This is a genomic window from Spirilliplanes yamanashiensis (assembly GCF_016863475.1).
Lineage (GTDB): Bacteria > Actinomycetota > Actinomycetes > Mycobacteriales > Micromonosporaceae > Spirilliplanes > Spirilliplanes yamanashiensis.
In genome coordinates, this window is the sequence record NZ_BOOY01000020.1 from 114,351 (window position 1) to 137,648 (window position 23,298).

The 23,298-nt window shown below is 76.0% G+C and carries 25 protein-coding genes; 10 read left to right on the top strand and 15 right to left on the bottom strand.

The window, feature by feature from the left end; translation table 11 throughout:
• The first annotated feature begins 1 nt into the window (after position 1).
• Positions 2–1,414, top strand: coding sequence for an alpha,alpha-trehalose-phosphate synthase (UDP-forming) (locus tag Sya03_RS14160; protein ID WP_203938736.1), 1,413 nt, complete (start codon positions 2–4; stop codon positions 1,412–1,414).
• Here Sya03_RS14160 and Sya03_RS14165 read toward each other — a convergent pair.
• The 7 genes from Sya03_RS14165 to Sya03_RS14195 form a co-directional block, all read right to left on the bottom strand.
• Positions 1,404–1,739, bottom strand: a complete 336-nt coding sequence (locus tag Sya03_RS14165; RefSeq protein ID WP_203938737.1) for a hypothetical protein — start codon at positions 1,737–1,739, stop codon at positions 1,404–1,406. The genes Sya03_RS14160 and Sya03_RS14165 overlap by 11 nt on opposite strands.
• Complete coding sequence (locus Sya03_RS14170) at positions 1,739–2,545, bottom strand: alpha/beta hydrolase (protein WP_203938738.1); 807 nt, start codon at positions 2,543–2,545, stop codon at positions 1,739–1,741. The genes Sya03_RS14165 and Sya03_RS14170 overlap by 1 nt, the downstream gene beginning before the upstream one ends.
• On the bottom strand, positions 2,542–3,909 hold the full coding sequence (locus tag Sya03_RS14175; RefSeq protein ID WP_203938775.1) for a flavin-containing monooxygenase: 1,368 nt from the start codon (positions 3,907–3,909) through the stop codon (positions 2,542–2,544). Before Sya03_RS14175 ends, Sya03_RS14170 begins: the two co-directional genes overlap by 4 nt.
• 65 nt (positions 3,910–3,974) lie before the next feature.
• Entirely contained in the window at positions 3,975–4,646 is a 672-nt protein-coding gene (locus Sya03_RS14180; protein ID WP_203938739.1) for an endonuclease/exonuclease/phosphatase family protein, read from the bottom strand.
• A gap of 16 nt (positions 4,647–4,662) precedes the next feature.
• Positions 4,663–5,613 (bottom strand): ROK family glucokinase, encoded by a 951-nt coding sequence (locus Sya03_RS14185; RefSeq protein WP_203938740.1) that lies wholly within the window; start codon positions 5,611–5,613, stop codon positions 4,663–4,665.
• A 40-nt stretch (positions 5,614–5,653) separates the two neighbouring features.
• Positions 5,654–6,538 carry a hypothetical protein gene (locus Sya03_RS14190; RefSeq protein ID WP_203938741.1) on the bottom strand — a complete coding sequence of 295 codons (885 nt, stop codon included), beginning with the start codon at positions 6,536–6,538 and terminating at the stop codon, positions 5,654–5,656.
• Positions 6,539–6,577: 39 nt separating this feature from the next.
• On the bottom strand, positions 6,578–7,030 hold the full coding sequence (locus Sya03_RS14195; protein ID WP_203938742.1) for an SRPBCC family protein: 453 nt from the start codon (positions 7,028–7,030) through the stop codon (positions 6,578–6,580).
• 170 nt (positions 7,031–7,200) lie between these two features.
• On the opposite strand from Sya03_RS14195, the gene Sya03_RS14200 reads away from it, so the two are divergent.
• Together Sya03_RS14200 and Sya03_RS14205 are read left to right on the top strand one after the other, a co-directional pair.
• Positions 7,201–8,868 (top strand): sensor histidine kinase, encoded by a 1,668-nt coding sequence (locus Sya03_RS14200; protein WP_239107497.1) that lies wholly within the window; start codon positions 7,201–7,203, stop codon positions 8,866–8,868.
• A gap of 7 nt (positions 8,869–8,875) precedes the next feature.
• Entirely contained in the window at positions 8,876–9,544 is a 669-nt protein-coding gene (locus tag Sya03_RS14205) for a response regulator transcription factor (protein ID WP_014688640.1), read from the top strand.
• A gap of 437 nt (positions 9,545–9,981) precedes the next feature.
• Here the strand turns inward: Sya03_RS14205 and Sya03_RS14210 are convergent, their stop codons facing one another.
• A complete protein-coding gene (locus Sya03_RS14210; RefSeq protein WP_203938744.1) occupies positions 9,982–10,389 on the bottom strand; it encodes a DUF4395 domain-containing protein in 408 nt (135 codons plus the stop codon).
• 75 nt (positions 10,390–10,464) lie between these two features.
• Here Sya03_RS14210 and Sya03_RS14215 point away from each other — a divergent pair, with 75 nt between their 5' ends.
• Positions 10,465–10,929, top strand: coding sequence for a DUF427 domain-containing protein (locus Sya03_RS14215; protein ID WP_203938745.1), 465 nt, complete (start codon positions 10,465–10,467; stop codon positions 10,927–10,929).
• Between the two features lie 4 nt (positions 10,930–10,933).
• Here the strand turns inward: Sya03_RS14215 and Sya03_RS14220 are convergent, their stop codons facing one another.
• The 7 genes from Sya03_RS14220 to Sya03_RS14250 form a co-directional block, all read right to left on the bottom strand.
• On the bottom strand, positions 10,934–12,367 hold the full coding sequence (locus tag Sya03_RS14220; RefSeq protein WP_203938746.1) for an SDR family NAD(P)-dependent oxidoreductase: 1,434 nt from the start codon (positions 12,365–12,367) through the stop codon (positions 10,934–10,936).
• A gap of 62 nt (positions 12,368–12,429) precedes the next feature.
• A complete protein-coding gene (locus Sya03_RS14225) occupies positions 12,430–12,777 on the bottom strand; it encodes a nuclear transport factor 2 family protein (RefSeq protein ID WP_203938747.1) in 348 nt (115 codons plus the stop codon).
• Entirely contained in the window at positions 12,774–13,346 is a 573-nt protein-coding gene (locus tag Sya03_RS31005) for a TlpA family protein disulfide reductase (protein ID WP_239107485.1), read from the bottom strand. The genes Sya03_RS14225 and Sya03_RS31005 overlap by 4 nt, the downstream gene beginning before the upstream one ends.
• A 49-nt stretch (positions 13,347–13,395) precedes the next feature.
• Positions 13,396–14,517 (bottom strand): glycosyltransferase family 4 protein, encoded by a 1,122-nt coding sequence (locus Sya03_RS14235; protein ID WP_203938748.1) that lies wholly within the window; start codon positions 14,515–14,517, stop codon positions 13,396–13,398.
• A complete protein-coding gene (locus Sya03_RS14240; RefSeq protein WP_203938749.1) occupies positions 14,514–15,770 on the bottom strand; it encodes a M48 family metallopeptidase in 1,257 nt (418 codons plus the stop codon). The genes Sya03_RS14235 and Sya03_RS14240 overlap by 4 nt, the downstream gene beginning before the upstream one ends.
• Before the next feature lie 19 nt (positions 15,771–15,789).
• Complete coding sequence (locus Sya03_RS14245) at positions 15,790–16,011, bottom strand: hypothetical protein (RefSeq protein WP_203938750.1); 222 nt, start codon at positions 16,009–16,011, stop codon at positions 15,790–15,792.
• Between the two features lie 83 nt (positions 16,012–16,094).
• A complete protein-coding gene (locus Sya03_RS14250; protein ID WP_203938751.1) occupies positions 16,095–17,447 on the bottom strand; it encodes an NYN domain-containing protein in 1,353 nt (450 codons plus the stop codon).
• A gap of 89 nt (positions 17,448–17,536) precedes the next feature.
• Here Sya03_RS14250 and Sya03_RS14255 point away from each other — a divergent pair, with 89 nt between their 5' ends.
• The 6 genes from Sya03_RS14255 (at position 17,537) to Sya03_RS14280 (ending at position 23,271) form a co-directional block, all read left to right on the top strand.
• The gene (locus Sya03_RS14255) at positions 17,537–19,294 is read left to right on the top strand and encodes a DEDD exonuclease domain-containing protein (RefSeq protein WP_203938752.1); all 1,758 of its coding nucleotides are present in this window, start codon (positions 17,537–17,539) and stop codon (positions 19,292–19,294) included.
• 104 nt (positions 19,295–19,398) lie between these two features.
• The gene (locus Sya03_RS14260; RefSeq protein WP_203938753.1) at positions 19,399–21,183 is read left to right on the top strand and encodes a RelA/SpoT family protein; all 1,785 of its coding nucleotides are present in this window, start codon (positions 19,399–19,401) and stop codon (positions 21,181–21,183) included.
• 31 nt (positions 21,184–21,214) lie between these two features.
• A complete protein-coding gene (locus Sya03_RS14265; RefSeq protein WP_203938754.1) occupies positions 21,215–21,757 on the top strand; it encodes an NUDIX hydrolase in 543 nt (180 codons plus the stop codon).
• The gene (locus Sya03_RS14270; RefSeq protein WP_203938755.1) at positions 21,754–22,593 is read left to right on the top strand and encodes a nucleotidyltransferase family protein; all 840 of its coding nucleotides are present in this window, start codon (positions 21,754–21,756) and stop codon (positions 22,591–22,593) included. The genes Sya03_RS14265 and Sya03_RS14270 overlap by 4 nt, the downstream gene beginning before the upstream one ends.
• Before the next feature lie 27 nt (positions 22,594–22,620).
• Positions 22,621–22,908, top strand: coding sequence for an Lrp/AsnC family transcriptional regulator (locus Sya03_RS14275; RefSeq protein ID WP_203938756.1), 288 nt, complete (start codon positions 22,621–22,623; stop codon positions 22,906–22,908).
• Positions 22,909–22,923: 15 nt separating this feature from the next.
• Entirely contained in the window at positions 22,924–23,271 is a 348-nt protein-coding gene (locus Sya03_RS14280; protein WP_203938757.1) for a VOC family protein, read from the top strand.
• Positions 23,272–23,298: the final 27 nt, after the last annotated feature.

The window sequence follows — 23,298 nt, forward strand, 5'->3', positions numbered from 1 at the left end:
CATGCGGCAGAGCTCCCTTGTGGTGGTGGCCAACCGACTCCCGATCGACGACAACGCGCCGCCCGACGGCGTGTGCGAATGGCGGCGCAGCCCCGGCGGGCTGGTCGGCGCCCTGCACGACATCCTCGCCCACACCCCCGCGACCTGGGTCGGCTGGGCGGGCGGCGCCGGACCGGCGCCGGAGCTGCCGGACATCGGCCGGCTGCGGATCCACGCCGTCGGGCTGAGCGAGGCCGAACTCGCCGACTACTACGAGGGCTTCGCCAACAGCACCCTGTGGCCGCTCTACCACGACGCCGTCGAGCAGCCCGTCTTCGACCGCAGCTGGTGGGAGGCGTACCAGCAGGCCAACCGCCGGTTCGCCGACGCCGCCGCCGAGGTCGCCGAGCCCGGCGCCGCCGTCTGGGTGCAGGACTACCACCTGCAGCTCGTGCCCGCCATGCTCCGCGAACGCCGCCCCGACCTGCTGATCGGGTTCTTCCTGCACGTGCCGTTCCCGCCGCCCGAGCTGTTCATGCAGCTCCCCCGCCGCACCGAACTGCTGCGCGGCATGCTCGGCGCCGACCTCGTCGGCTTCCAGCGGGCCCAGGGCGCGCACAACCTCGCCCAGCTCGCCCGCCGGCTGCTCGGCGCGAAGGCCACCGACCGCGCCATCGAGCTCGACGGGCGCACCGTGCGCACCGGCGCGTTCCCGGTCTCCATCGACGTCGCCGAGATGCAGTCGCTCGCCGCCCGCCCCGACGTGGTGCGCCGCGCCCGGCAGATCCGCGCCGACCTCGGCCAGCCCCGGCACGTGCTGCTCAGCGTCGACCGGCTCGACTACACCAAAGGCATCGAGCACCGGCTGACCGCGTACAGCGAGCTGCTGCGCGACGGCGACGTCAAGGCGCCCGACACCGTGCTCGTGCAGGTCGCCGTGCCCAGCCGTGAGCGGGTCGGCCACTACCGGCTGCTGCGCGACCGCATCGAGCGCGAGGTCGGCCGCATCAACGGCGAGTACGGCCGGGTCGGCGGGCCCGCCATCCACTACCTCAACCAGCGCTTCGACCGCGCCGAGCTGGCCGCCCTCTACCTCGCCGCCGACGTGCTGGTCGTCACGCCGCTGCGCGACGGCATGAACCTCGTCGCCAAGGAGTACGTCGCCGCCCGCACCGACGGCGACGGCGCGCTGGTGCTCAGCGAGTTCGCCGGCGCCGCCGTCGAGCTGGACGAGGCGTTTCTCGTCAACCCGCACGACCTCGACGACCTCAAGGCCACCCTGCTCGCCGCCATGGACGCCTCCGCCGCCGAACGCTCCGCCCGGATGGCGGCCATGCGGCGGCAGGTCACCCGGCACGACATCCGCGCGTTCACCCGGGCGTACCTGCGCTCCCTCGACGACAGCGGCGCCCTGGCCGCCAGCGTCACCGGCTGACGGCTCCCGCGAGGCGGGCGGCGTGGGCCGATTCCTCCGGCCGCACCGGCGACGCCCCGGACGACAGCACCGGCCAGCGGGCCGACAGGGCGGTGCCGATGCGCCGGCGCACCTCCGGCTCGTCGGCCGGGGCGCAGGCGAACAGGATGCGCAGCCGCACCGCGTCCCCGTCACGGGCCGCGGCCGTGTGGTGGGCGGCCAGCGGGCACGGCGGCTCGTGCTCCACCCGGCCGCACAGCGCCGCCGTCACCACCGCGCCGGGCTCGCGCTCGTCGCCGTCCGCCGCGAAGGACAGCACCGCGTCGTGCGCGAACGCCGTGCGCATCAGAGCGCCGTCTCCTTGTCGAGCCAGTCGAGCAGGGCGTCGATCGGCTCCTCCCAGCGGGCGTCGAGCATCAGGTCGTGGCCCATGCCGGGGAACAGCAGCGGCGCGCCACCGTACCGCGACGCCGTGCGGTCCAGCGACGAGCGCGGCACCACCCGGTCGTCCGGGCTGCCCAGCACCAGCACCGGCGGGTGGCCCACGGCGGGCTCGGCCGCGCGGTGCAGCACGAGCTGCCACTGCGCCCGGGCCGGCATCCGCTCCACCCTGGACACGTACGCCGCCGCCTGCTCCTCCGGCAGGTCCGGGCCGAACAGCTGGCGGCGGCTCAGCCGCAGCCGGCCGCCGGCCAGGGCCGGCAGGGTGCCGAGCGGGTTCGCGCGCAGGGCCGCGCCGAGGGCCGGCCAGCCGTCGACCACGGGGGCGGCGAGCACCGCGGCACGCGCCGGGTAGCGGGCCAGGGCGTGCTGCACGACCAGGGCGCCGGCGCCGTGCCCCACCAGCACCGCGCGCCGCGGCAGGGCCGCGGCCACCTGCACCACGTCGTGGGCGTACGCCCGCAGCCCCGTCACCGGGCTCGCGCCGCTGCCGCCGGTGCCGCGCAGGCTCAGCGCGTGCGCCGGGTAGCCGCGGGCGGCGGCGCGGCCCAGCCAGTGCTCGGCGAACGCCCACGCCGCGTGGCCGTACCCGGGCACGAACAGCACCGGCGGGCGGCCCTCGTCGTCCTCGGGCAGCGCGGACGCAATCTCCCGGGTGACGGGCGGGACCGGCCGCGTCCACTCGGCGAACCGGACGACCCGTGTCCTCATGCCGCCGGCTCCAGCTCGTCGAGAAGGGTCTGCAGGGAACGCAGGTAGTCGGTGTGGCTGACCTCGAACCAGTGCCGGGACGTGTCCACCACCGTCGTGCGGCTCCACCGGCGCAGCGGCCGGTGGGACTCGCGGTCCTGCACGGCGGCGGCGCGGTCCGGGGCGGTGGCGCGCAGCCGCAGCCAGCGCGCCACGGCCACCGACTGCCAGTGCGCCAGCGGGAAGATGCCCGCGTCGGCCTGCAGCAGCCCGACCACCGCGAGGGTGGGGTGGCGCCGGGCGAACGCGTGCAGGTGCAGGTCCGGCCGGCCGGTGTCGTCGGCGTCGAGCAGCTCGGGGGCGAGGAACTCGAAGCGCGGCAGGTAACCGGTGGCGGCCACCACCACGTCGGGCTCGATGCGGCGGCCGTCGGACAGCTCGACGTGCGGGCCGTCGAAGCGGGCGACGTCCGGCACCGGCACGATCCGGCCGTGGCCGACGTAGTGCACGAGCAGGCTGTTGACGATCGGGTGGCTCTCGTACGGGCGGTGGTCGGGCGCCGGCAGCCCGAACCGGGCGACGTCGCCGATCGTCAGGCGCTGCACCCGGCGGTACAGCCACTGCCGCAGGCGCAGCGGGGCCCGCCAGCGCAGCAGCTCGTCGTTGACCTGGTCGGCGGGGCGGCCCATCAGGTACTTCGGGGCGTACCAGTAGCCGCGCCGGGTGGAGTGCCAGCACGCGGCGGCCTGCTGGGCGGCCTCGACGGCGATGTCGCAGCCGGTGTTGCCGCCGCCGACGACGAGCACCTTCTTCCCGCGCAGAAGGGCCGGGTCCTTGTACGCCGACGCGTGGATCAGCCGGCCCCGGAACGACTCCACCCCGGGGTACGCCGGCATCTTGGGCGCCCAGTTGTGCCCGTTGGCGACGACGACGGCCGCGTACCGCTGGGTGCGCTCGCCGCCGCCGGCCGTGCCGGTGCCGTGGGTGGTGACGTCCCAGCGGCCGCCGTCGGCGGGCTCGACGCGCAGCACCTCGGTGCCGAACCAGACGTGCGGGCGCAGGTCGAAGTGCTCGGCGTAGCGCTCCAGGTAGGACAGCACCTGGGCGTGGTGCGGGTAGTCGGGCCAGCCGTCCGGCATCGGGAAGTCGGGGAACTGGGTGAGCGGCTTCGACGAGATGAGGTGCGTGCTGGCGTACACCGGGCTGCGGTCGTGGCGCCAGTTCCAGGCGCCGCCGACGGACGTCTCGCGCTCGTAGCAGTCGACGTCGAAGCCGTGCTCGCGCAGGTTCTTCACGGCGGTCAGGCCGCTCGCGCCGGCGCCGATGACGCACACCGCGTCGCCGCGGTCGTGCACGTGGGGGGTGTCGTCGTCGGACACGGGGATCCTCCCTCGGCGGGGAGCCGACTACGGAATGTGGCGGTGATCTTTCCGGGTCACGCGGAGCCCGGTCAAGACGGGATGGTCAGCTCCGCCAGGACGGGCAGGTGGTCGCTGGCGCGCCGGGTCTCCTCGGTGTCGACGACGGTCAGCGACCGCACCTCGACGCCGGGGCCGGCGAAGATCGCGTCCAGCCTGGTCCGCGGCGACCGGGCCGGGTACGTCGGGGCGCCGGCGCCGCCCGCGGTGTCGGTGAGACCCGCCGCGACGGTCTCCCACGCCGCGCCGCCCGGGCCCTCGTTGAGGTCGCCGCCGGCGATCAGCGGGCCCTCGACGGCGTCCAGCTCGGCCTTCCAGTGCTTCGCCTGCGCCGGGCGCTCCACCGGGTCGGTGGCCAGGTGCGAGCCGGACACGGTGAACTCGACGCCGCCCGCGGCGCAGCGCGCGAACGCCGCCCCGCGCAGGTGCCGGCCCGGCGTCAGCGGGTACCGCAGGCAGTGCGTGGCCAGCACCCTCAGCCGCAGGTCGACCAGGATGAGGTTGCCCAGCGCGGGCAGGCCGCCGGCCGCCACGACCAGGCCGACGGAGTCGGCCAGCGCCGCGCAGCCGTGCCGCCAGCGGAACCGGCGCGGCGCCTCCTGCACCAGCACCACGTCCGGCCGCAGGCCGCGCACCGCCGAGGCGAGCGCGGCCCGGTCGTCCTTGCGGCCGTGCACGTTGTAGGTCAGCACCCGCAGGTCCACGCCGGCTCCCCTCCAGCTAGATGCGGCGGGCCAGGTCGGCCGCGCCGATGACGCCCGCCGCGCTGCCCGTCTCGGCGGCCAGCAGCGGCGCCACCGGCAGGGTGCCGCGCACGGCCAGTGCCTCCCGGTACGCCCGCTCCGTCGGCCCCATCAGCAGCTCGCCCGCGTCGATGACGCCGCCGCCGATCACCAGCACCTGCGGGTCGAGGATCTGCACCAGGTCGGCCATCGCGCCGCCCAGCCAGTAGCCGATCTGGGCGAACGCGTCGCGCGACACCGGGTCGCCCTTCTGCGCCGCCGTGGTGATCATCAGGCCGGTGACGGCGTCGGCGTCGCCGCCCGCCAGCTCCAGCAGGATCGGCGCCCGGTCGGGCTCCTGCCGGGCGCCCGCCCGGGCGAAGCGCAGCAGGGCGCGGCCGCTGGCGTACTGCTCCAGGCAGCCGAGCCGGCCGCAGCCGCACGGGTGGCCGTCCGGCACCGACAGCATGTGCCCCAGCTCGGCGGCGATGCCGTGGGTGCCGCGCACCAGCTCGCCGTTGAGCACGATGGCGCCGCCGATGCCGGTGCCGACCGTGATCATGATCATGGAGTCCTCGGCGTCGCGGGCCGCGCCGTAGCGGAACTCCGCCCAGGCGGCCGCGTTCGCGTCGTTCTCCACGACGGTCGGCAGGCCCACGGCCTCGCTGACGTGCCGGCGCAGCGGCTCGTCCCGCCACGCCAGGTTCGGCGCGAACAGCACGATCGACCGGGTCGCGTCGATCCACGCCGCCGCCCCGATGCCCACGGCCGTCGCCTCCGGGTACGCCGCCGCCAGCTCCGCGGCCACCCCGATGATCGTGTTCCGCGTGCCCAGCGGGTCCTGCGCGGGGGTGTCCCGGCGGACCTGCGTCAGCACGTTCCCGTCGTCGTCGACGACACCCCCGGCCACCTTCGTGCCACCCACGTCGACCCCGATGGTCAGCGTCACCGCCGCCACTCCCCTTTCCCCCTGGTACGCGCCGCGCCGGTCACCGGGCGCCGTCGCCCGTGCTCCCGTCGCGGCCTGCGGCCGGCGCTGCGGCCGGCCCCCCGGCCGGCTCGGCCCCGGCCGTGCCACGATCGTCGTGCTGATCCTCCCGGGCGCGACCGGCGTCCCGGGTGGCCGCCGCCCACGGGTCACCCGCGCCGGGCCCGGCACCCGCCGCCGCACCCGCCGCCGCACCCGCCGCCGCAGCGCCTTCCGCGCCGCCCTGCGCCCGGCGGCGGACCGCCTCGGCCACCGCGGCGGCCGCCTCGGCCGCGCGCCGCCGGGCGGCCTCCGCCTCGCGGGCCGCGTACTCGCGCGCGGCCTCGCGCGCCGCCCGCTCCCGGGCCTCCCGCTCGGCCGCCCGCTCCGTCTCGGCGCGCACGTCCTCGTCGTGGGCGGCCGCCGTGGCCGCCGACCACGGGTCGTCGCCGGCCGGAGCGGGCCGGTGCCCGGCGGTGTCGCGGCCGGTCGCGGCGCGCCACACGGTGTCGGCGTCGGGCTGCGGCCGCCCGGCAGGCTGCCCCGCCGCGTCCGCCCGGCCGGCCGGCGGGCGCACCAGGCCCGAGTCGCCCAGCGCGCGCATCAGGCTGGCCACGCCCGCGGCGAAGTCGCCCGCCCCGGTGGCGAGCCGCTCGGCCGCCTGCGGGCTCGGGTCGCGCAGCGAGGTGATCAGCCGGCAGACGGGGCACACGCAGCAGGCCGGCTCGCCGGTCGCCCAGCTGCCCGCGGCCCGCGCGAACCGCGCCGCCGTGCCCGCGTGGCCCAGCGCGCCGGTGATGAGGTCGCCCAGCCCGGCCGGCCCCGGGCCGCCCTGCGACGCCATCGCGAGGAAGGTGGCGACGAGCCGCTCGGCCTCCTCACGGGCCGAGCCGGTGGTTCCGGACATGTCTCGCTCCTTCGGGCCCGCACCGCGGCGGGCCGGCGCTCAGGCCGCCGCGCCGCTCTCGACCCGGGTCTTGAGCTGCTTCAGCGCGGTGTCCATGATCATCTTCTCGGCCTTGCGCCGGAACATGCCGAGCATGCCGATGGCCAGCTCCACCTCGAGCGTGTACGTCACCGTCGTCGTGCCGTCCGGGTTCTCGGCCAGGTCGTACGAGCCGTTCTGCACCCGCTGCGTCTTCGACGGCGCCACCAGCGACCACTCGATGCGGGAGATGTCCTCGGCGTACTCGTACGCGAGCGTGTAGTCGTCGGCCAGCACCCCGGCGTCGATGACGAACCGGACCTGGCTGGCGTAGCCGTCCTCGTACTCCTCGACGACCTCGACGGTCTTCATCGCGTCGGCCCACTCCGGGTACCGCGCGAAGTCGCAGATCACCGCCGCGACCTGGGCCACGGGCGCGTTGATCGTGATCGACTGCGTCGACGACTCGGCCATGTCGGCAGGCTACCCGGTACGCCCCGGCCGGGCCCCGGGCACCCGCACGTGTCGCCGCCGCGACGATGTCGGGCGGTGCCGCTACGATCCGTCACGTGTCTGCATCGGTGAGCGCCCGCGTGTCCTCGTCCGCGGGTCTGCACCCGATCGCGGTGGGCGCCCGCGTGGCCATGCTCCTGCTGGTCGTCGTGCTGACGCTCGTCGCCACCCGCGACTGGTTCCAGCTCGGCTGGGTGGTGCTGCTCGCCGTCGCCGGCCTGCCCGGCGTCTTCGCCGCCCGGCACGCCCTCGCCGCCACCCTCAGCCGCTACGCCGAGGCCGTCGTCGTCGGCCTCGCCGCCGGCTCCGTCGCCGCCGACACCGCCGCCGACACCCTCGGCGCGGGAGCCGCCGCCACCGCCGCCACCGCCGGCGCGGCGGGCGCCGCCGCCGGCTTCGGCGCCCAGGCCGTCCTGCCGTACCTGATGGTGCCGGTCCTCGGCGCCGCCCTGCGCCGCCGCGGGCGCGAGGGCCTCGCCCTGCTCGGCGTCGCCGCCGCGGCGCTGCTGCTCGGCGGGCTCGTCGGCGACCCGCTGCGCCCCGTCACCGAGCCCGCCTACCTGGCCGCCGGGCTGCTCTGGCTCGTCGTGGGCGCGGTCGTCACCCTCGCCGCCGACCCCGTCCGGCAGCTCATGCAACCCCTCGAGCCCACCCCGCAGCCGTACGCCGAGGCGACGCGCCTGCTCACCCAGCTGCGCAGCGTCGCCCGCTCGCTGCCCGGCGCCACCCTCGACCCGGGCGGCATCTCCGAGCACCTGCTGGAGGAACTGCGCAGCGTCGCCCCCGCCCAGCGCGCCGCCGTGCTCAGCGCCAGCGGCGGCGGCCGCCTCGGCGTGCTCGCCCAGACCGGCGCCGAGCGCGTCGACTGGGAGACCACCATCGACGCCGACTCGGCCCTCGCCGACGCCTGGGCCAGCCAGCAGCCGCACACCGCCAACCGCTCCCAGGCCCGCTCCCACCACGGCGGCGCGTCCGCGCTGGTGGTGCCCCTGGTCGCCGGGGTGCGCACCATCGGCCTGGTCATCCTCGAGTCCGACGCCGCCAACGCGTACCCGAAGGACGTGGTCGACGCCGTCACCGGCGTCACCGGCCCCGCCGCCCTGCGGCTCGAGGCCGCCCTGCTGTTCGACGACGTCCGGTCCCTGGCCACCAACGAGGAACGCCAGCGCCTCGCCCGCGAGATCCACGACGGCGTCGCGCAGGAGCTGGTCATGGTCGGCTACGGCATCGACAACGCCCTGGCCACCCTCCCCGAGGAGGCCACCGAGACCGCCGAGGACCTGCGCACCCTGCGCGGCGAGGTCACCCGGGTCATCACCGAGCTGCGGCTGAGCCTGTTCGAGCTGCGCAGCGAGGTCGACCGCCAGGGCGGCCTGGCCGCCGCCATCGCCGAGTACGCGCGCACCATCGGCACCTCCGCCGGCCTGCGCGTGCACTTCACGTTCGACGAGAGCACCGCCCGGCTCCCCGCCGCGACCGAGGCGGAACTCCTGCGGATCGCCCAGGAGGCGATCACCAACGCCCGCAAGCACGCGGGCGCGGCCAACCTCTGGGTCACGTGCGAGGTCGATCCCCCGTACGCCCAGATCGAGATCTCCGACGACGGCAAGGGCATCGACGGAGGGCGACCGGACGGCCACTACGGCCTTGCGATCATGGCCGAGAGGGCGGAACGTATCCGGGGCCGGTTGGAGATCAGTCCGCGACACCCCAGCGGAACAACCGTGGCGGTAGTACTCGGAACACCTTCCCGGCGCGATAGCGTGCGGGATAGCGTTTCCGCACCAGAAGGGGAGTAACCCGAGCATGTCGACCAGCCCCGCCCCGACGACCCGGACCAAGGTCCTGCTCGTCGACGATCACGACTTGATCCGCAAGGGCCTACGGCACGCGTTCGAGCGGGACCGGCAGTTCGAGGTCGTCGGCGAGGCCGCCACCGCCGCCGAGGCCGTCCGCCAGGCGGGTGCGCTCCAGCCCGACGTCGTCATCATGGACCTCCGCCTGCCCGACGGCAGCGGCCTCGAGGCCACGCGCGCCCTGCGCAAGAACAACGCGAACATGGGCATCGTCGTCCTCACCATGTACGCCGGCGACGACCAGCTCTTCGGCGCCCTCGAAGCCGGCGCGAGCGCCTTCGTCCCGAAGACCGCCCCGGCCGACGAGGTCGTCGCCGCCGCCCGCCACGCCGCCAGCGCCCCCAGCGCCTTCACCGCGGCCGACCTGGCCGAGGCCATGAAGCGCCGCCTGGCCCCGTCCGGCCCGCAGCTCTCCCCCCGCGAGGGCCAGGTCCTGCGCCTGCTCGCCGACGGCATGAGCGTGGCCGGCATCGCCAAGCAGCTGTTCGTCAGCGAGAGCACGGCCAAGACCCACATCTCCAAGCTGTACGAGAAGCTCGGCGCCGCCAACCGCGCCCAGGCCCTGATGACGGCCCTGCGCCTCGGCCTGCTCGAAGCCCCGGACGCCCCGAAGTTCTGACCCGCTGACCCCACGCCCCCGCGCCGCCCCACGGCCGGCCGGGGGCGGGGCCGGGGCGAGCCCCGCGCCGCCGCCTTACACGGGCCCCCCGCTGCCGCACCCTGCACGGCCCGCGGCGGCACACCCCGCGCGGCCACCGCGCCTCCCCACCCCGAGCGGCGCCTCGCGGCCGGTCCGGGGCACCGCAGGGTCTCACCGACCTGCCCCGAACCGCACCGCGATCGCAGCAGCGACATCACGCCTACTCCACGACCCCTCCCCCGGGCCGGTCGCGGCCCCGCATCGGTGGCTCTCCGATCGCGGCCGCGAGGCAACTCCAGGCGAGGCCGCCGGGTCAGAAGGCAGAGCGGCCGGACCAGCGCACAAGGTAAGGGGCCGCCGCCGCAGCGAGGCGCGGGCCCGGACCCGGTCCTTCACAGCAGAACCCCGCCGGAGCGTCAGCTGGGCCGGAGGCGGCGCAGGGCCAGGTAGGCCTCACACCCCAGGCACAGCCCGAAGACCGCATTCAGAAACGCGGCGGCCAGCCCGAACGCGGCGAAGGTCAGACCCACGGCCGTGGCCCCGCTCAGGTACCCGGCCGCCGAGGCGGTGAGGAAGGCGCAGCCGACGAGCTGGGCGAAGCGGACCGGCGCGGCGTCCTCGCGGTCGGCCGGCGGGGGGAGGCGGGGCGCGACCAGGTGGCGGTAGAGCAGGGCGTACGGGCCGCGGCGCGGGTCGGCGGCGGTGAGGGCGAAGACGGCGGCCTGGGCGAGGGCCAGCCAGCCGGAGCCGGTGGCGAGGACGACCACGAGGACCGCGGCGGTGATCGCGGCGACGAAGCGCGGGCCGCGCGGGTCGAGCTGCATGCCGGTCAGCCTTGCACCGTGGTCGGCGTCTGCCCAGCGTGACGGCAATCACCTGTGCCGCAGTAGGGTTTTGGGGTGGAGTCTGTCTGGGATTATCCGCGGCCGCCGCGGGTGGAGCGGAGCGTCAGGCCGGTGTCGGTGCGGCACGCGGGGGTGACCGTGGCCGAGAGCGGGCGGGCGTGGCGGGTGCTGGAGACGTCGCATCCGCCGGTGTTCTACGTGCCGCGCGACGACGTGGCCGACGGGGTGCTGGTGGCGTCGGCGGCGCGGCGGACGGTGTGCGAGTTCAAGGGTGTGGCCAGCTACTGGGACCTGCGGGTGGGCGCGGTGGTGGTGCCCGCGGCGGGGTGGTCGTACGAGGAGCCGGCGGACGGGTACGCGGAGCTGGCCGGGGCGGTGGCGTTCTACCCGGGGCGGGTGGACGAGTGCCGGGTCGGCGACGAGCGGGTGCGGCCGCAGGAGGGTGACTTCTACGGCGGCTGGATCACCGCGGACGTGACCGGGCCGTTCAAGGGCGGGCCGGGCACCCGGGGCTGGTGAGCGGTCACCAGCCGTCGGGGGCGTAGTCCTTCAGGAAGCAGCCGTACACGTCCTCGCCGGCCTCGCCGCGCACGATCGGGTCGTACACCCGGGCGGCGCCGTCGACCAGGTCGAGGGGGGCGTGGAAGCCTTCGCCGGCGAGCCGCATCTTGGTGGGGTGCGGGCGTTCGTCGGTGATCCAGCCGGTGTCGACGCTGGTCATGAGGATGCCGTCGGCGAACAGGTCGGCGGCGCTGGTGCGGGTGAGCATGTTCAGGGCGGCCTTGGCCATGTTGGTGTGCGGGTGGCCGGCGCCCTTGTAGCCGCGGCTGAACACGCCCTCCATGGCGGAGACGTTGACGACGTAGCGGCGCGGGTGCGGCGACGCGGTCATGGCCGGGCGCAGGCGGCTGACCAGCACGAACGGGGCGGTCACGTTGCACAGCTGCACTTCGAGCAGTTCCAGCGGGCCGACCTCGTGGACGCGGGCGGACCAGCTGTTCTCGGGGGCCAGGTCGGGCACGAGGCCGCCGGCGTCGATGGCGGTGGCGGCGGCGATGCGTTCGGGCGACGCGGAGCCGCTGGTCAGTGCCAGGGCGGTGAGCGCGTGCGGGGTGAGGGCGGGCGCGCCGGCGCCGACCGGCTCGAGGGTGCCCGGGGTGTGGCCGCCGAGGTACTCGAGTTCCGGCAGGGCGCCGCCGGGCAGCGGGGCGGACTCGGCCGCCGCGAGGGCCGCGTAGGCGCCGGGTGAGCGGCGTACCGTCTGGGCGGCGTTGTTGATCAGGATGTCGAGCGGACCCTGGGCGGCGACGGAGTCGGCGAGGGCGACGACCTGGGCGGGGTCGCGCAGGTCGATGCCGACGACCCGCAGCCGGTGCAGCCAGTCGGCGCTGTCGGGCATCGCCGCGAAGCGGCGGACCGCGTCGTGCGGGAAGCGCGTGGTGATGGTGGTGTGGGCGCCGTCGCGCAGCAGCCGCAGCGCGATGTACATGCCGATCTTGGCGCGGCCGCCGGTGAGCAGGGCGCGGCGGCCGGTGAGGTCGGTGCGGGCGTCGCGGCGGGCGTGGTTAAGCTCCGCGCAGGCCGGGCAGAGCTGGTGGTAGAACGCGTCGACCTGGGTGTAGCGCTGCTTGCAGATGTAGCAGCCGCGCGGCTGGCGCAGCACCCCGGCGACGCGGTCGGCCGCCCGGGAGCGCAGCGGCACCCCGGCGGTCTCGTCGTCGATGCGGTCGGGGGCGCCGGTGGCGGTGGCGGCGGTGACGGCCCGGTCGGCGGCGAGCACGGCGTCGCGGCGGTCGCGGCGGCGGCGTTCCTTGACGGTCTTGAACAGCCCGGCGGTGGCCCGCCGCACCCGCACCGCGTCGGGGTGCTCGGGCGGCAGCGCCTCCGCCTCGGCCAGCACGGACAGGCACAGCGCCAGCCGCTCCGGGTCGATGCCCGCGTGATCGTTCGCCGTCATGCCTTCTGCCGTCTCGCTCGGTGGGCCGGTGCGCCCCGCAAGACTGTACTGACCGCGGCGGGTCAGACCGCCACCGTGTACGACGTGATCTCGACCAGGGTCTCCCCCGCGAAGCGGTAGACGTCGCACGACGCGACGCGCGCGGCCGGTTCGTCGTCGCCGGTGTACTCGGCGCGGCTGTCGACGACGACGAAGCCGTCGCCGGCGGCGACCCGGAAGTCCTGGAACACGGTGCGCACCCCCGCGAGGCCCGCGGTGGTCGCGTCGCAGGCGGCGATGACGGCGTCGCGGCCGAGCAGCTCGCGGTCGCCGACGATCTCCCACCGCACGTCGTCGGCGAGGTGCGGGTGGACGACGTCGAAGCGGTGCCGGGAGAACGCCTCGGCCAGGTCCGCGGGGGTCGGGCTCACGGCTCGAGGGTACGGGGCTCAGCGGCGCCCCCGCCGCCCGGCAGCAGCTCGGCGAGCGCCGCGATGACCTGCGCCTTGCCGGGCACCCCGGCGGCCCGGCGCACGATCCGGCCGCCGGCGTCCAGCACCAGCGTGGTGGGGGTGCGCCAGATGCCGAGGGCGCGCACCGCGTCGAGGTGGCTCTCGGCGTCGACCTCGACGTGCCGGGCGGCGGGCAGCAGCGCGACGACCTCGCCGAGCACCCGCCGGGTGGCCCGGCACGGCTGGCAGAAGGCGCTGGAGAACTGCAGCAGGGTGGCGGGTGCGGGCTCGACCCCGAGCGCGGCGAGCAACTCACGCGGCACCCGATCGGCGCCGGCCCCGGCAGCGGAGCCGGCGGCGGACCCGGCCCCGGCGGCGGAGGCCGCGGAGGTAGCGGAGGTGGCGGACCCGGCGGCGGACCCGGCGGATCCGTCCGGAGATGGCGCGGGCGCCGACACCGGGCGCAGGGCGCCGTCGGTGCGGCGCCGCCACAGGCCGAACCCGGTGGCGAGCACCAGCACCACCGCGGCGGCCAGCAGACCCGTCATGCCGCGAGCTTGGCACGGATCACGCCGGCCCGGCCACGTGACGCCCGGCTCACCCGCGCAGCAGCGCGCCGAGGGCGGCGGCCTGGTCGTCCCACCGCCACTCCCGCTCGACCCAGGCGCGCCCGGCGGCGCCCATCGCCTTGGCCCGCACCGGGTCGCCGAGCAGGGCGACGAGCCGGTCGGTGAGGGCGGCGAGGTCGCGGCCGCCGACGACGTGGCCGGTCTCGCCCTCGCGGACGGCGTCGGGCGCGCCGCCGGAGTCGCCCGCGACGACGGGCAGGCCGGTGGCCGACGCCTCCAGGTAGACGATGCCGAGGCCCTCGACGTCCATGCCGCCGTTGCGGGTGCGGCAGGGCATCGCGTACACGTGGCCGGCGGCGTAGTGGGCGGGCAGCTCGGCCCACGGCACGCTGCCGGTGAACACGACGTCGGCCTCGACGCGGTGCTCGCGGGCGAGCCGGCGCAGGGTGTCGCGGTACGGGCCGCCGCCGACGACGAGCAGCGCGGCGCCGGGCACCTGCCGGCGCACCGCGGGCAGGGCGCGGATCAGCTGGTCCTGGCCCTTGCGCGGGACGAGCCGGGACACGCACACGATGGTGGGCCGGTCGGCGAGGCCGTGCCGGGCGCGCACGGCGGAGCCGTCCACGCCGGGGTGGTACTCGTCCGGGTCGACGCAGGGCACCAGGCGGCGCAGGGCGGTGCGGTCGCCGACGGCGCGGGCCAGCTTGGCGCGGGTGTACTCCCCCAGGTAGGTCATGGTGTCCAGGCCGGTGGCGATGCGGCGCAGGGTCTGCCGGGTGCCGGGCAGGTCGGCCCAGAACGCCTCGTGGCCGTGGGTGATGCCGACGGCGCGGGTGATGCCGGCGCGGCGGCGCAGCCCGTGGGCGAGCAACCCGAGCGGGGCGGTGGCGCCGAACAGGACGCTGTCGCAGCCGTGCGCGCGGGCGATCTCGGCGGCCCGGCGGGCGACGCGCGGGGTGGGCAGCAGCACGCCGGCGCGGTCGCGGATCACCTCGAACGGCTGTGCGGCGTCGAACGCGGCCGGGTCGCGCCAGGTGGAGCTGTAGACGACGACGGAGCCGGGCGGCTGGCGGACGGCCAGGTTGTGCACGAACTGCTGGATGCCGCCGGGCCGGGGCGGGAAGTCGTTGGTGACGAGCAGGGTGGTCACCGCTCGCCTCGGGCGTACGCGCGGGCGGCGGCGATGCGCTCGACGGCCGACGGGTGCGACGCCGACCACAGGTACTCCCAGCGCGGCGGGTCGGGGTCGGACAGGTTGACGGTGGCGAGCCGGCCCTGCATGGACTCGAACGCGGCCGGGTCGCCGGTGAGGGCGAGCGCGTGGGCGTCGGCGCGCGCCTCGACCCGCCGCGACACGAACGCCTGCCACGGCCCGGCGACCAGCCCGGCGACGGTGACGACGGCGATGATCAGCCCGATCGCCTGGGGCCGCCCCATGCCGTCGACGCCGGCCAGGCGCAGCAGCGGCGACCACGCCCCGAGCAGGTACAGCACGATGACGCCCGCGGCGGCCCCGGCGGCGCCGAGCAGGGTGCCGGACAGCACGTCGTCGCGTTCGGCGTGGCCCAGCTCGTGCGCGACGACGCCGGTGACCTCGGCCGGGGTGGCCTCGCGCAGCAGGGTGTCGTAGACGACGATGCGCCGGGTGCGGCCGTAGCCGGACACGTAGGCGTTGACGGCGCGGGTGCGCCGGGACGCGTCGGCGACCAGCACGTCGCGCACGGGCACGCCGTCGCGCTCGGCGAGCTCCAGCAGCGAGGTGCGCAGCTCGCCCTGCTCCATGGGCGTGAACCGGTTGAAGACGGGCTCGACGACGACGGGCAGCACGAACGACAGCAGCGCCACCAGGGCGGCCGCGCCGGCCGCGCCGAACGCCCACCACCAGCGCGGCGACCAGCGCACCACCGCCCAGAACCCGAACAGGGCGGCGCCGCCGATGACCAGGCCCACCGCGTACGACTTGGCGAGGTCGGCCGCCCAGCCGCCCCAGCCCTGGGTGGACAGCCCGTAGGCCGACACGACGGTGTGCCGCCAGGCGGCGAACGGCACGGCGACGAGTTCGAGCAGGAACACCACCGCCAGGCCACCCAGGACGGCCTGGGCGATCCAGTGCCCGCCGAACGGCCGGGCGACCAGGTCGACCAGCTTCGCGCCGAGCGGGGTGAGGCCGAGGGCCAGCGCGGCGAGCAGGCCGGCGGCGAGCCCGCCGTACGCGATGGGCCGCAGCTCGGCGCGGAAGGCGCGGGCCCGGGCGACCTGGTCGGCGGGGAGGGTGGCCAGCGCGGCGGTCTGGTCGGCGCGCGGCGCGGGCGGCCGGTGCAGCGGCACGGTCGCCAGCGCGACGGCCGCGCCGGCGACGACGAGCAACCCGAGCACGACGAACGCCCAGCCACGCGGTGTCATGCGGATGGATCCTAGGGCGTCACGCCACGTCGCGGCGGCGCCGGGCGATCGGCACCATGCGCGGGGGCGGCGGCGCGGACAGCACCTCGACGTCGAGGCCGGCCATGTCGAGCGCCTCGATGGCGCGCAGCTCGGCTCCGGTGAGCCCCGCCAGGCCCTCGGGGGCGGTCAGCAGCGCGTTGACCACGCAGCCCGAGCAGGCCGCGCCGCGCACCGTGCAGCGGTCGCAGTCGATGAGCATCGTCGTCCCTCCCTCGCGGGCGACGGCCGCACCGGCCACCGTCCGTGACCACACGCTAGGCGAGGGGTACGACAATAAATCGGTCAAGATCGGGACAGGCGGCGCAGCAGGGCATCGGCGCCCATCGGGTACGCCCCGTGCCGGCGCACCCCGTCGGCGACCTCCCGGTCGGACGACACGACCACGACGGGACGCCCGGCGGGCTCGGCGCGCACCAGCCGGCGGATCAGCTCGTCGGCGGTCTCGCCCTTGCGGGAGAACAGCACCCGCACCCCGCGGGGCGCCGGCGGCAGCCCGTGCACCCGCTCGGCGCCGTCGAACACGCAGGTGACCTCGTCGCCGGTCTGCGCCGCGATGCCGCCCAGGCCGGTGATGAGGCGCTTGCGCTGCTGTTCGAGCGACATGTCCGCGTACCCCCGCTTGGTGACGTTGTAGCCGTCGACGACCAGGTGGGCGCGCGGCAGCGCGAGCAGCTGGTCGAGCCGGGCGGGGTCGTCGGTGTCCTGGGCGCGGTTCTTCGGCGCGATCGTGCCCTCGGGGCGGTCGGCGGCGGCGTCGGCGACGAAGTCGGCGGGCATCCGGTCGGCGGCGTCGACGCTCAGCTCGCGGCGCAGCCCGACGGCGGCCTGGTTGATCGTCTCCAGCAGCAGCCACAGCCGGGAGTTCTCGGCGGCCCGGGCGTCGCGGGCGGTCTGCTTGCCGGTGGCGGCGGCGGCCTCGGCGTCGGCGAGCCGGGCCCGCAGCCGGCGCAGCTCGGCCTCGTGCTCGGCGGCGGAGCTGCGCAGCCGGCCGCGCTCGGTGGCGAGCAGGTCGGCGGAGCGCTTCTCGGCGGACTGGGCCTCGCGCAGCGCCCGGCTCAGCACCCGCACCTCCTCGCGCAGCTGGCCCAGCTCCTCGCGGCCGCGGGCCAGCTCGTCGCGCAGCTTGTCGGCCTCGACGCGGGCGACGGCGCGGTCGTGCTCGGCGCGCACGGCGCGCTGCTCGGCGTCGCGGATGCGCTCGGCGACGGCGGCGCTGCCCTCCTCGGCGCGCACCTGCTCGCCGGCGGCCTCGACCAGCTCGCGCCACCCGGCCGGGCGGGCCAGGTACGCCAGGGCGGCGGCGTCGACCGGGTCGGCCGCGGCGGGCAGCACCCCGGTCAGCACGGCGGCGCCCAGGTCGCCGGCGTCCTCCAGCACCCGGGTGCCGAGCCGCTGCCGGAACAGCGGGTCGGCGGTGAGCTGGGCGGCGATGGCGGGGCCGCCGAGCCGGGCCCGGCGGTTCGGCGCGAACTTCGCCACCCGGCGCAGCGGGACGGGCAGCTCCTCGAACGGCAGGGCGCCCAGCGCGGCGGCCGCCAGGACGGCGACCCGGGCGCGGACGCTCTCGGGCAGCACGGGCTCGATCTCGACCGCACCCTCGGCGGGGTGGTCGTCGAACGGCTCCGCGGCTGACATGACTCCAGTCTCCCACCGTGGCGGCGGTAACGGCCCGGTGAGCTGACGATCTTCTCGTTCTGTCGTACCCGGTCCCTAATCTGCCCGCCGTGGCACAACAGGAATACCTCCAGGGCACTCTGGACACACTGTTCGCCGCCGGCGGGCCCGATCGGCTGGGCCTGACCCTGCGGGAGACGACGTTCGTGGTGCTCGACCTGGAGACCACCGGCGGCGCACCCGACGCGGGCGACGGCATCACCGAGATCGGCGCGGTGAAGGTGCGCGGCGGCGAGGAGCTGGGGGTCCTGGCCACCCTGGTCAACCCGGCGGAGCGGCTGCCGGCGTTCATCACGGTCCTGACCGGCATCACCGAGGCGATGCTGGCGCCGGCCCCGCCGATCGAGCAGGTGCTGCCCAGCCTCATCGAGTTCCTGCGCGACGCGGTGCTGGTGGCGCACAACGCCCCCTACGACGTGGGCTTCCTCAAGGCGGCGTGCGCCCGGCACGGCTACGCGTGGCCGAACCCGCGGGTGCTCGACACCGCCGCGCTGGCCCGCCGGGCGCTCATGCGCGACGAGGTGCCCAACCGCAAGCTCGGCACCCTGGCCGCGTACTTCCACGCCACCACCACCCCCACGCACCGCGCGCTCGACGACGCGCGGGCCACGGTCGACGTGCTGCACGGGCTGATCGACCGGCTCGGCTCGCACAAGGTCTTCACCCTCGGCGACGCCATCGAGTTCCAGAAGGCGGTGACGCCCGCCCAGCGCCGCAAGAAGCACCTTGCCGAGGGCCTGCCGCACGCCCCCGGGGTGTACGTGTTCCGGGCCGCCGACTCCCGCCCGCTGTACGTCGGCACGTCCGTCGACATCGCCACCCGGGTGCGGGCCTACTTCACCGCCGCCGAGAAACGCGCCCGCATGTCGGAGATGATCGCGGCCGCCGTCCGGGTCGACGCGGTGGAGTGCGCCCACTCGCTGGAGGCCGAGGTGCGCGAGCTGCGGCTCATCGCCGCGCACGCCCCGCCCTACAACCGGCGCTCGAAGTACCCCGAACGGGTGGTCTGGCTCAAGTTGACACACGAGCCCTTCCCCCGGTTGTCGGTCGTCCGGGCCCTCGCCGACGACGACGCGACGTACCTGGGACCGTTCGGGTCGCGCCGGGTGGCGGAGCTCGCCGCGGCCGGCGTGTACGACGCGGTGCCCCTGCGCCAGTGCACCCACAAGCTCTCGCTGCGCACCCCGACGCCGGCCTGCGCGCTGGCCGAGCTGGGCCGCTGCGGCGCCCCCTGCGAGCTGCGCGTCACCCCGCAGGAGTACGCGGACACGGCGGCCGGCCCGGTGCGCGCGGCGGTCACGGGCGACCCCGGCACGCTGGTCGCCGCCCTGCTCAGCCGCATCGACGTGCTGTCGGAGGGCCGCCGCTACGAGGAGGCCGCGGTGGTGCGCGGGCGGCTGACCGCCCTGCTCAGGGCCACGGTGCGGATGCAGCGGCTGGGCGCGCTGACGTCCCTGGCCGAGCTGGTCGCGGCCCGCCGCGACGACAAGGGCGGCTGGGAGATCTCCGTCGTACGGCACGGCCGGCTCGCCGCGGCGGCCGTCTCCCCGCCGCGCCAGCACCCGCGCCCGACGCTCGACATGGCGCGCGCCACGGCCGAGACGGTGCTGCCCGGCCCGGGGCCGGTCCCGGCCGCGACGGCGGAGGAGACGGAGCGCATCCTGGCGTGGCTGGAACGCCCCGACACCCGGTTGGTGGAAACCTCCGGTGACTGGGCGTTACCAGTCAACGGCGCGGCGCGGTTCAGTACGCTGCTACGCAAGGCCGAAGCGGCCGCCTCAGGGAGAGACTCACCCGTTCGCTCATAGGCAACTGACCGATCGGACCACCGGCTCTCGCTTAGGCTGTTATGCACGTGCAGACGGCCGCGAATATTCGATCGCGGCGTACCGATACGTGAGGGGGTGTCCGAGTGGACGTCGACGCCGGCCACGGCGCCGCCCTTGGACGCACCCTGTCGACCCCGCCGGTGTCCATCCCGCTGATCAGTCGCCTGCGCTCCATGCTGTCCTGGCCGGGCGGCGACGACGACCCGGTCACGACGCTCACCCGCACCCACCGCGCCGTCCACCCCGGAGCGGACGCCGGCATGCTGCGCCGCGGCTACCTGATCGCGGAGAACATGCACCGCGGCCAGATGCGCAAGAGCGGCGACCCTTACATCACCCACCCGCTCGCGGTCGCGCAGATCTGCGCCGAGCTGGGCATGGACACCACCACGCTGGTCGCCGCGCTGCTGCACGACACCGTCGAGGACACGGCGTACACGCTGGAGGCGCTGCACGGCGACTTCGGACCCGAGGTCACCCACCTCGTCGACGGTGTGACCAAGTTCGACAAGGCGTTCTACGGCAAGGCCGCCGAGGCGGAGACGGTCCGCAAGATGATCGTCGCGGCCGGCAAGGACGTCCGGGTCCTCATCATCAAGCTGGCCGACCGGCTGCACAACATGCGCACGCTCGACGCCCGCTCCCCCGCCTCCCGCGCCCGCATCGCCACGGCCACCCTCGACGTGCTCGTGCCGCTGTGCGACCGGCTCGGCATCCAGGCCCTCAAGCGCGAGCTCGACGACGTGGTGCTCTACCACCTCGAGCCGGACGAGTACGAGCGCATCGACCAGCACGTGCGCAACCGTCCGGGCTGGTCGGAGTACCTGTCGTCGGTCACCGGCGCGGCGCACGCCGCCATCCGCCGCGGCGGCGTGAAGGCGCGCGTCACGGCCCGGCCCCGGCACTACTACTCGATCTGGAAGGACACGGTCGCGGGCGGCTACGCCGAGCCGTTCGACCTGCCCCGCATCACGGTGATCGTCGACGGCCCAGAGACCGACTGCTACGCGGCCCTCGGCGCCGTCCACGGCGAGTGGCGGCCCGTCGCCGGCCGCTTCAAGGACTTCATCGCGTCGCCGAAGAACAACATGTACCAGTCGCTGCACACGACGGTGACCGGACCGGACGGCCGCCTGGTCGAGGTCCTGATCCGCACCGAGGCGATGCATCGCTGCGCGGAGTACGGGGTGGCCACCGGCTACCGCTACCCCAAGGAGGCCGCCCGTCCCGAGGTGGAGGGCCTGTCCTGGCTGCGGCGGGTGCTCGACTGGGAGCAGGACACCGCCGACGCCGCGCAGTTCGTCCAATCGTTGCGCTGCGACCTGGCCGACTCGCAGATCCAGGTGTTCGCCGAGGGGCGGCCGGTGGTGCTGCCCGCGGGGTCCACACCGGTCGACCTCGCCTACGAGATCAGCGCCGACAAGGGCGACCAGTGTCTCGGCGCGACGATCAACGGCCGCCTGGCCCCGCTCGGCTCCCAGCTCGACGACGGTGACGTCGTCGAGATTTTTTGTGAGTCCGACGGCAACGCCGGCGTGATGAACACCGCCACGCACCGCGGCCCGCGCCGCGAGTGGCTCGGCTTCGTCAAGTCGCCGCAGGCGCAGATGCAGATCAACCGCTGGTTCGCCGAGGAGAACGCGCCCGGCATCAGCATCGCCGACAAGGTCCGCCTCGGCCGCGCCACGATCGGCCTGACCCTGCGCAAGCACGACCGCGGCCTGGCCAGCGAGGTGCCGCTGCGCCGGCTCGCCGAGGAGCTCGGCTACCCCGACCTGGAGACCATGCTGGTGGCGGTCGTCGACCGCACCCTGGAGCCGGACACCGTCGTCGAGCAGCTCATCGCCCTCGTCGACCACCCGGACTGAGCCGCGCCACCAGGCCCACTAGCCTGTCGAGGTGAGACTTCCGCGCCCGCTGCGCGCCGTCGTGTACGGCACCTTCTACCGGCTGCCGCTGCCGCTGCGCCGCTCGATCGTCCGCCTCGTGGTGCAGAAGTACGTGGTCGGCGCGGTCGTGCTGCTCCGCGACACCGAGGCGCCCGGCGCGGACCGCCTGCTCCTGCTCAAGCAGCCGCCCGGCCGCGGCTGGGGCCTGCCCGCGGGCCTGCTGCAGCGCCGGGAGGCGCCGGTGCTGGGCGCCGTCCGCGAACTGCGCGAGGAGACCGGCGTGGTCCTGTCGCCCGGCGACCTGACCCCGGCCGTGCCGAGCGCCGTCGTGCACGCCCGCGGCTGGGTCGACACGGTCTTCACGGCGGCGGTGCCCGCCTCGTCGACGGCGGTGCGGGCGGACGGGGCGGAGGTGCTGGAGATCGGCTGGTTCGGCGTGGACGACCTGCCGCCGCTCACCCCGTCGACCGCCCGCCTGCTGGGCCACTACGGCATCGGCCCGGCGGCCGATTCCGCCGCCGAGGGGGCCGAGGCCGCCGGGGACGGCTCGTGAGCATTGCCGTCTGCGGCGTCGTGCTCGCCGCCGGGGAGGGCCGCCGGCTGCGCCCGCTCACCGAGCAGCTGCCCAAGGCGCTGTGCCCCGTCGGCAACGTGCCACTGCTCGACCGCGCCCTGGCTCGCGTCGCCGCCCTCACCGGCCCCGACGCGGTCGCCGTGAACGCCGCCTACCTGGCCCCGCAGGTGGTCGCCCACGTGGGCGGCCGCGCCCACGTCTCCGTGGAGCCGGACGGCCCGCTGGGCACCGCGGGCGGCGTCGCCCGGCTGCGGCCGTGGATCGACGGGCGCGGCGTGCTGGTCGGCAACGCCGACGCGTACCTGGCGGACCCGGACCGCAAGCCCGGCGAGGACATCGCCGCGCTCCTCGACGGCTGGGACGGCGACACCGTCCGGATGCTCACCCGCGACACCGCCCCCGGCGAGCGCCCCGAGTTCAGCGGCCGCCGCTTCGCCGGGTTCTCCCTGCTGCCCTGGCGGTACGTGGCGGCGCTGCCGGACGGCGCCGCCGACCTGGTGCACCGGGTGTGGCGGCCCGCCGAGGCCGCCGGCGAGCTGGAGCTGGTGGCGTTGAAGGGCACGTACATCGACACGGGCACCCTGGCCGACTACCTGGCGGCGAACCGGCACGCCGCGTTCGGCGGCAACCTCGTCGCCCCGGACGCCACGGTGACCGGCCGCTGCGAGGAGTCGGTGGTGGGCGCCGGCGCGACCGTCGCGGGCACGGCCGTGCGGTCGGTGCTGTGGCCGGGCGCCGTGGTCGCTGCCGGCGAGACGCTCACCGGCGCGGTGCGCACGGCCACCGGACTCACCGTCGCCCATCCCGCGCAGTGAGACCCGTGCGTCGATAGCATGGGGCGCGTGAATACCGCGATCGTCCACATCGACTGTGCCACCGACTCGATCCCGGAGGTCGCGGAGGCGCTCGCCGCCCTCCCCGGCGTCAGCGAGGTCTACTCCGTGGCGGGCAACGTCGACCTCATCGCCGTCGTGCGGGTCCGCCACTTCGAGGAGATCGCCGACGTCATCGCCGGCCGCATCTCGAAGACGCCGGGCGTGGTGAACACCGAGTCGCACATCGCCTTCCGGGCCTACTCCCAGCACGACCTGGAGGAGGCCTTCGCCATCGGCCTCGGCGACGCGGACTGACCCGGGGCCGACACCGTGACCGGCGCCGTCCGCCCGACGCACGTGACCGTCGTGCTGCCCGTCGCCGACCTGGGCGCCGCCGTCGCCTTCTACCGCGCCCTGCTCGGCCGCGGGCCCGACGAGGAGCCCGCCCCGGGCCTGGCGGAGTTCGAGCTGCGTCCCGGCGTCTGGCTCCAGCTCTCCACCGGCGACGCCGCGCCGGAGGTGCTGCTGGGTGTCGACGACCTGGCGGCGGCCTGCGCCCACGCCGCGTCGGTGGGAGCGGCGCCGTCACCGGTGGCCGCCGAGGGGCCGGTCTGCTGGAGCACCCTGACCGACCCGGACGGCAACCGCCTGGCGCTGGTGCAGCTCACCACCGACTGACCGACCCACCGCCCGGCCCCGGCGCAC

Excerpts from the sequence above, each read along its gene's own strand:
- Sya03_RS14160 (WP_203938736.1), top strand. The coding sequence starts at position 2 with ATGCGGCAGAGCTCCCTTGTGGTGGTGGCCAACCGACTCCCGATCGAC.
- Sya03_RS14165 (WP_203938737.1), bottom strand. The coding sequence starts at position 1,739 with ATGCGCACGGCGTTCGCGCACGACGCGGTGCTGTCCTTCGCGGCGGAC.
- Sya03_RS14170 (WP_203938738.1), bottom strand. The coding sequence starts at position 2,545 with ATGAGGACACGGGTCGTCCGGTTCGCCGAGTGGACGCGGCCGGTCCCG.
- Sya03_RS14190 (WP_203938741.1), bottom strand. The coding sequence starts at position 6,538 with ATGTCCGGAACCACCGGCTCGGCCCGTGAGGAGGCCGAGCGGCTCGTC.
- Sya03_RS14195 (WP_203938742.1), bottom strand. The coding sequence starts at position 7,030 with ATGGCCGAGTCGTCGACGCAGTCGATCACGATCAACGCGCCCGTGGCC.
- Sya03_RS14200 (WP_239107497.1), top strand. The coding sequence starts at position 7,201 with ATGCTCCTGCTGGTCGTCGTGCTGACGCTCGTCGCCACCCGCGACTGG.
- Sya03_RS14205 (WP_014688640.1), top strand. The coding sequence starts at position 8,876 with ATGTCGACCAGCCCCGCCCCGACGACCCGGACCAAGGTCCTGCTCGTC.
- Sya03_RS14210 (WP_203938744.1), bottom strand. The coding sequence starts at position 10,389 with ATGCAGCTCGACCCGCGCGGCCCGCGCTTCGTCGCCGCGATCACCGCC.
- Sya03_RS14220 (WP_203938746.1), bottom strand. The coding sequence starts at position 12,367 with ATGACGGCGAACGATCACGCGGGCATCGACCCGGAGCGGCTGGCGCTG.
- Sya03_RS31005 (WP_239107485.1), bottom strand. The coding sequence starts at position 13,346 with ATGACGGGTCTGCTGGCCGCCGCGGTGGTGCTGGTGCTCGCCACCGGG.
- Sya03_RS14240 (WP_203938749.1), bottom strand. The coding sequence starts at position 15,770 with ATGACACCGCGTGGCTGGGCGTTCGTCGTGCTCGGGTTGCTCGTCGTC.
- Sya03_RS14245 (WP_203938750.1), bottom strand. The coding sequence starts at position 16,011 with ATGCTCATCGACTGCGACCGCTGCACGGTGCGCGGCGCGGCCTGCTCG.
- Sya03_RS14250 (WP_203938751.1), bottom strand. The coding sequence starts at position 17,447 with ATGTCAGCCGCGGAGCCGTTCGACGACCACCCCGCCGAGGGTGCGGTC.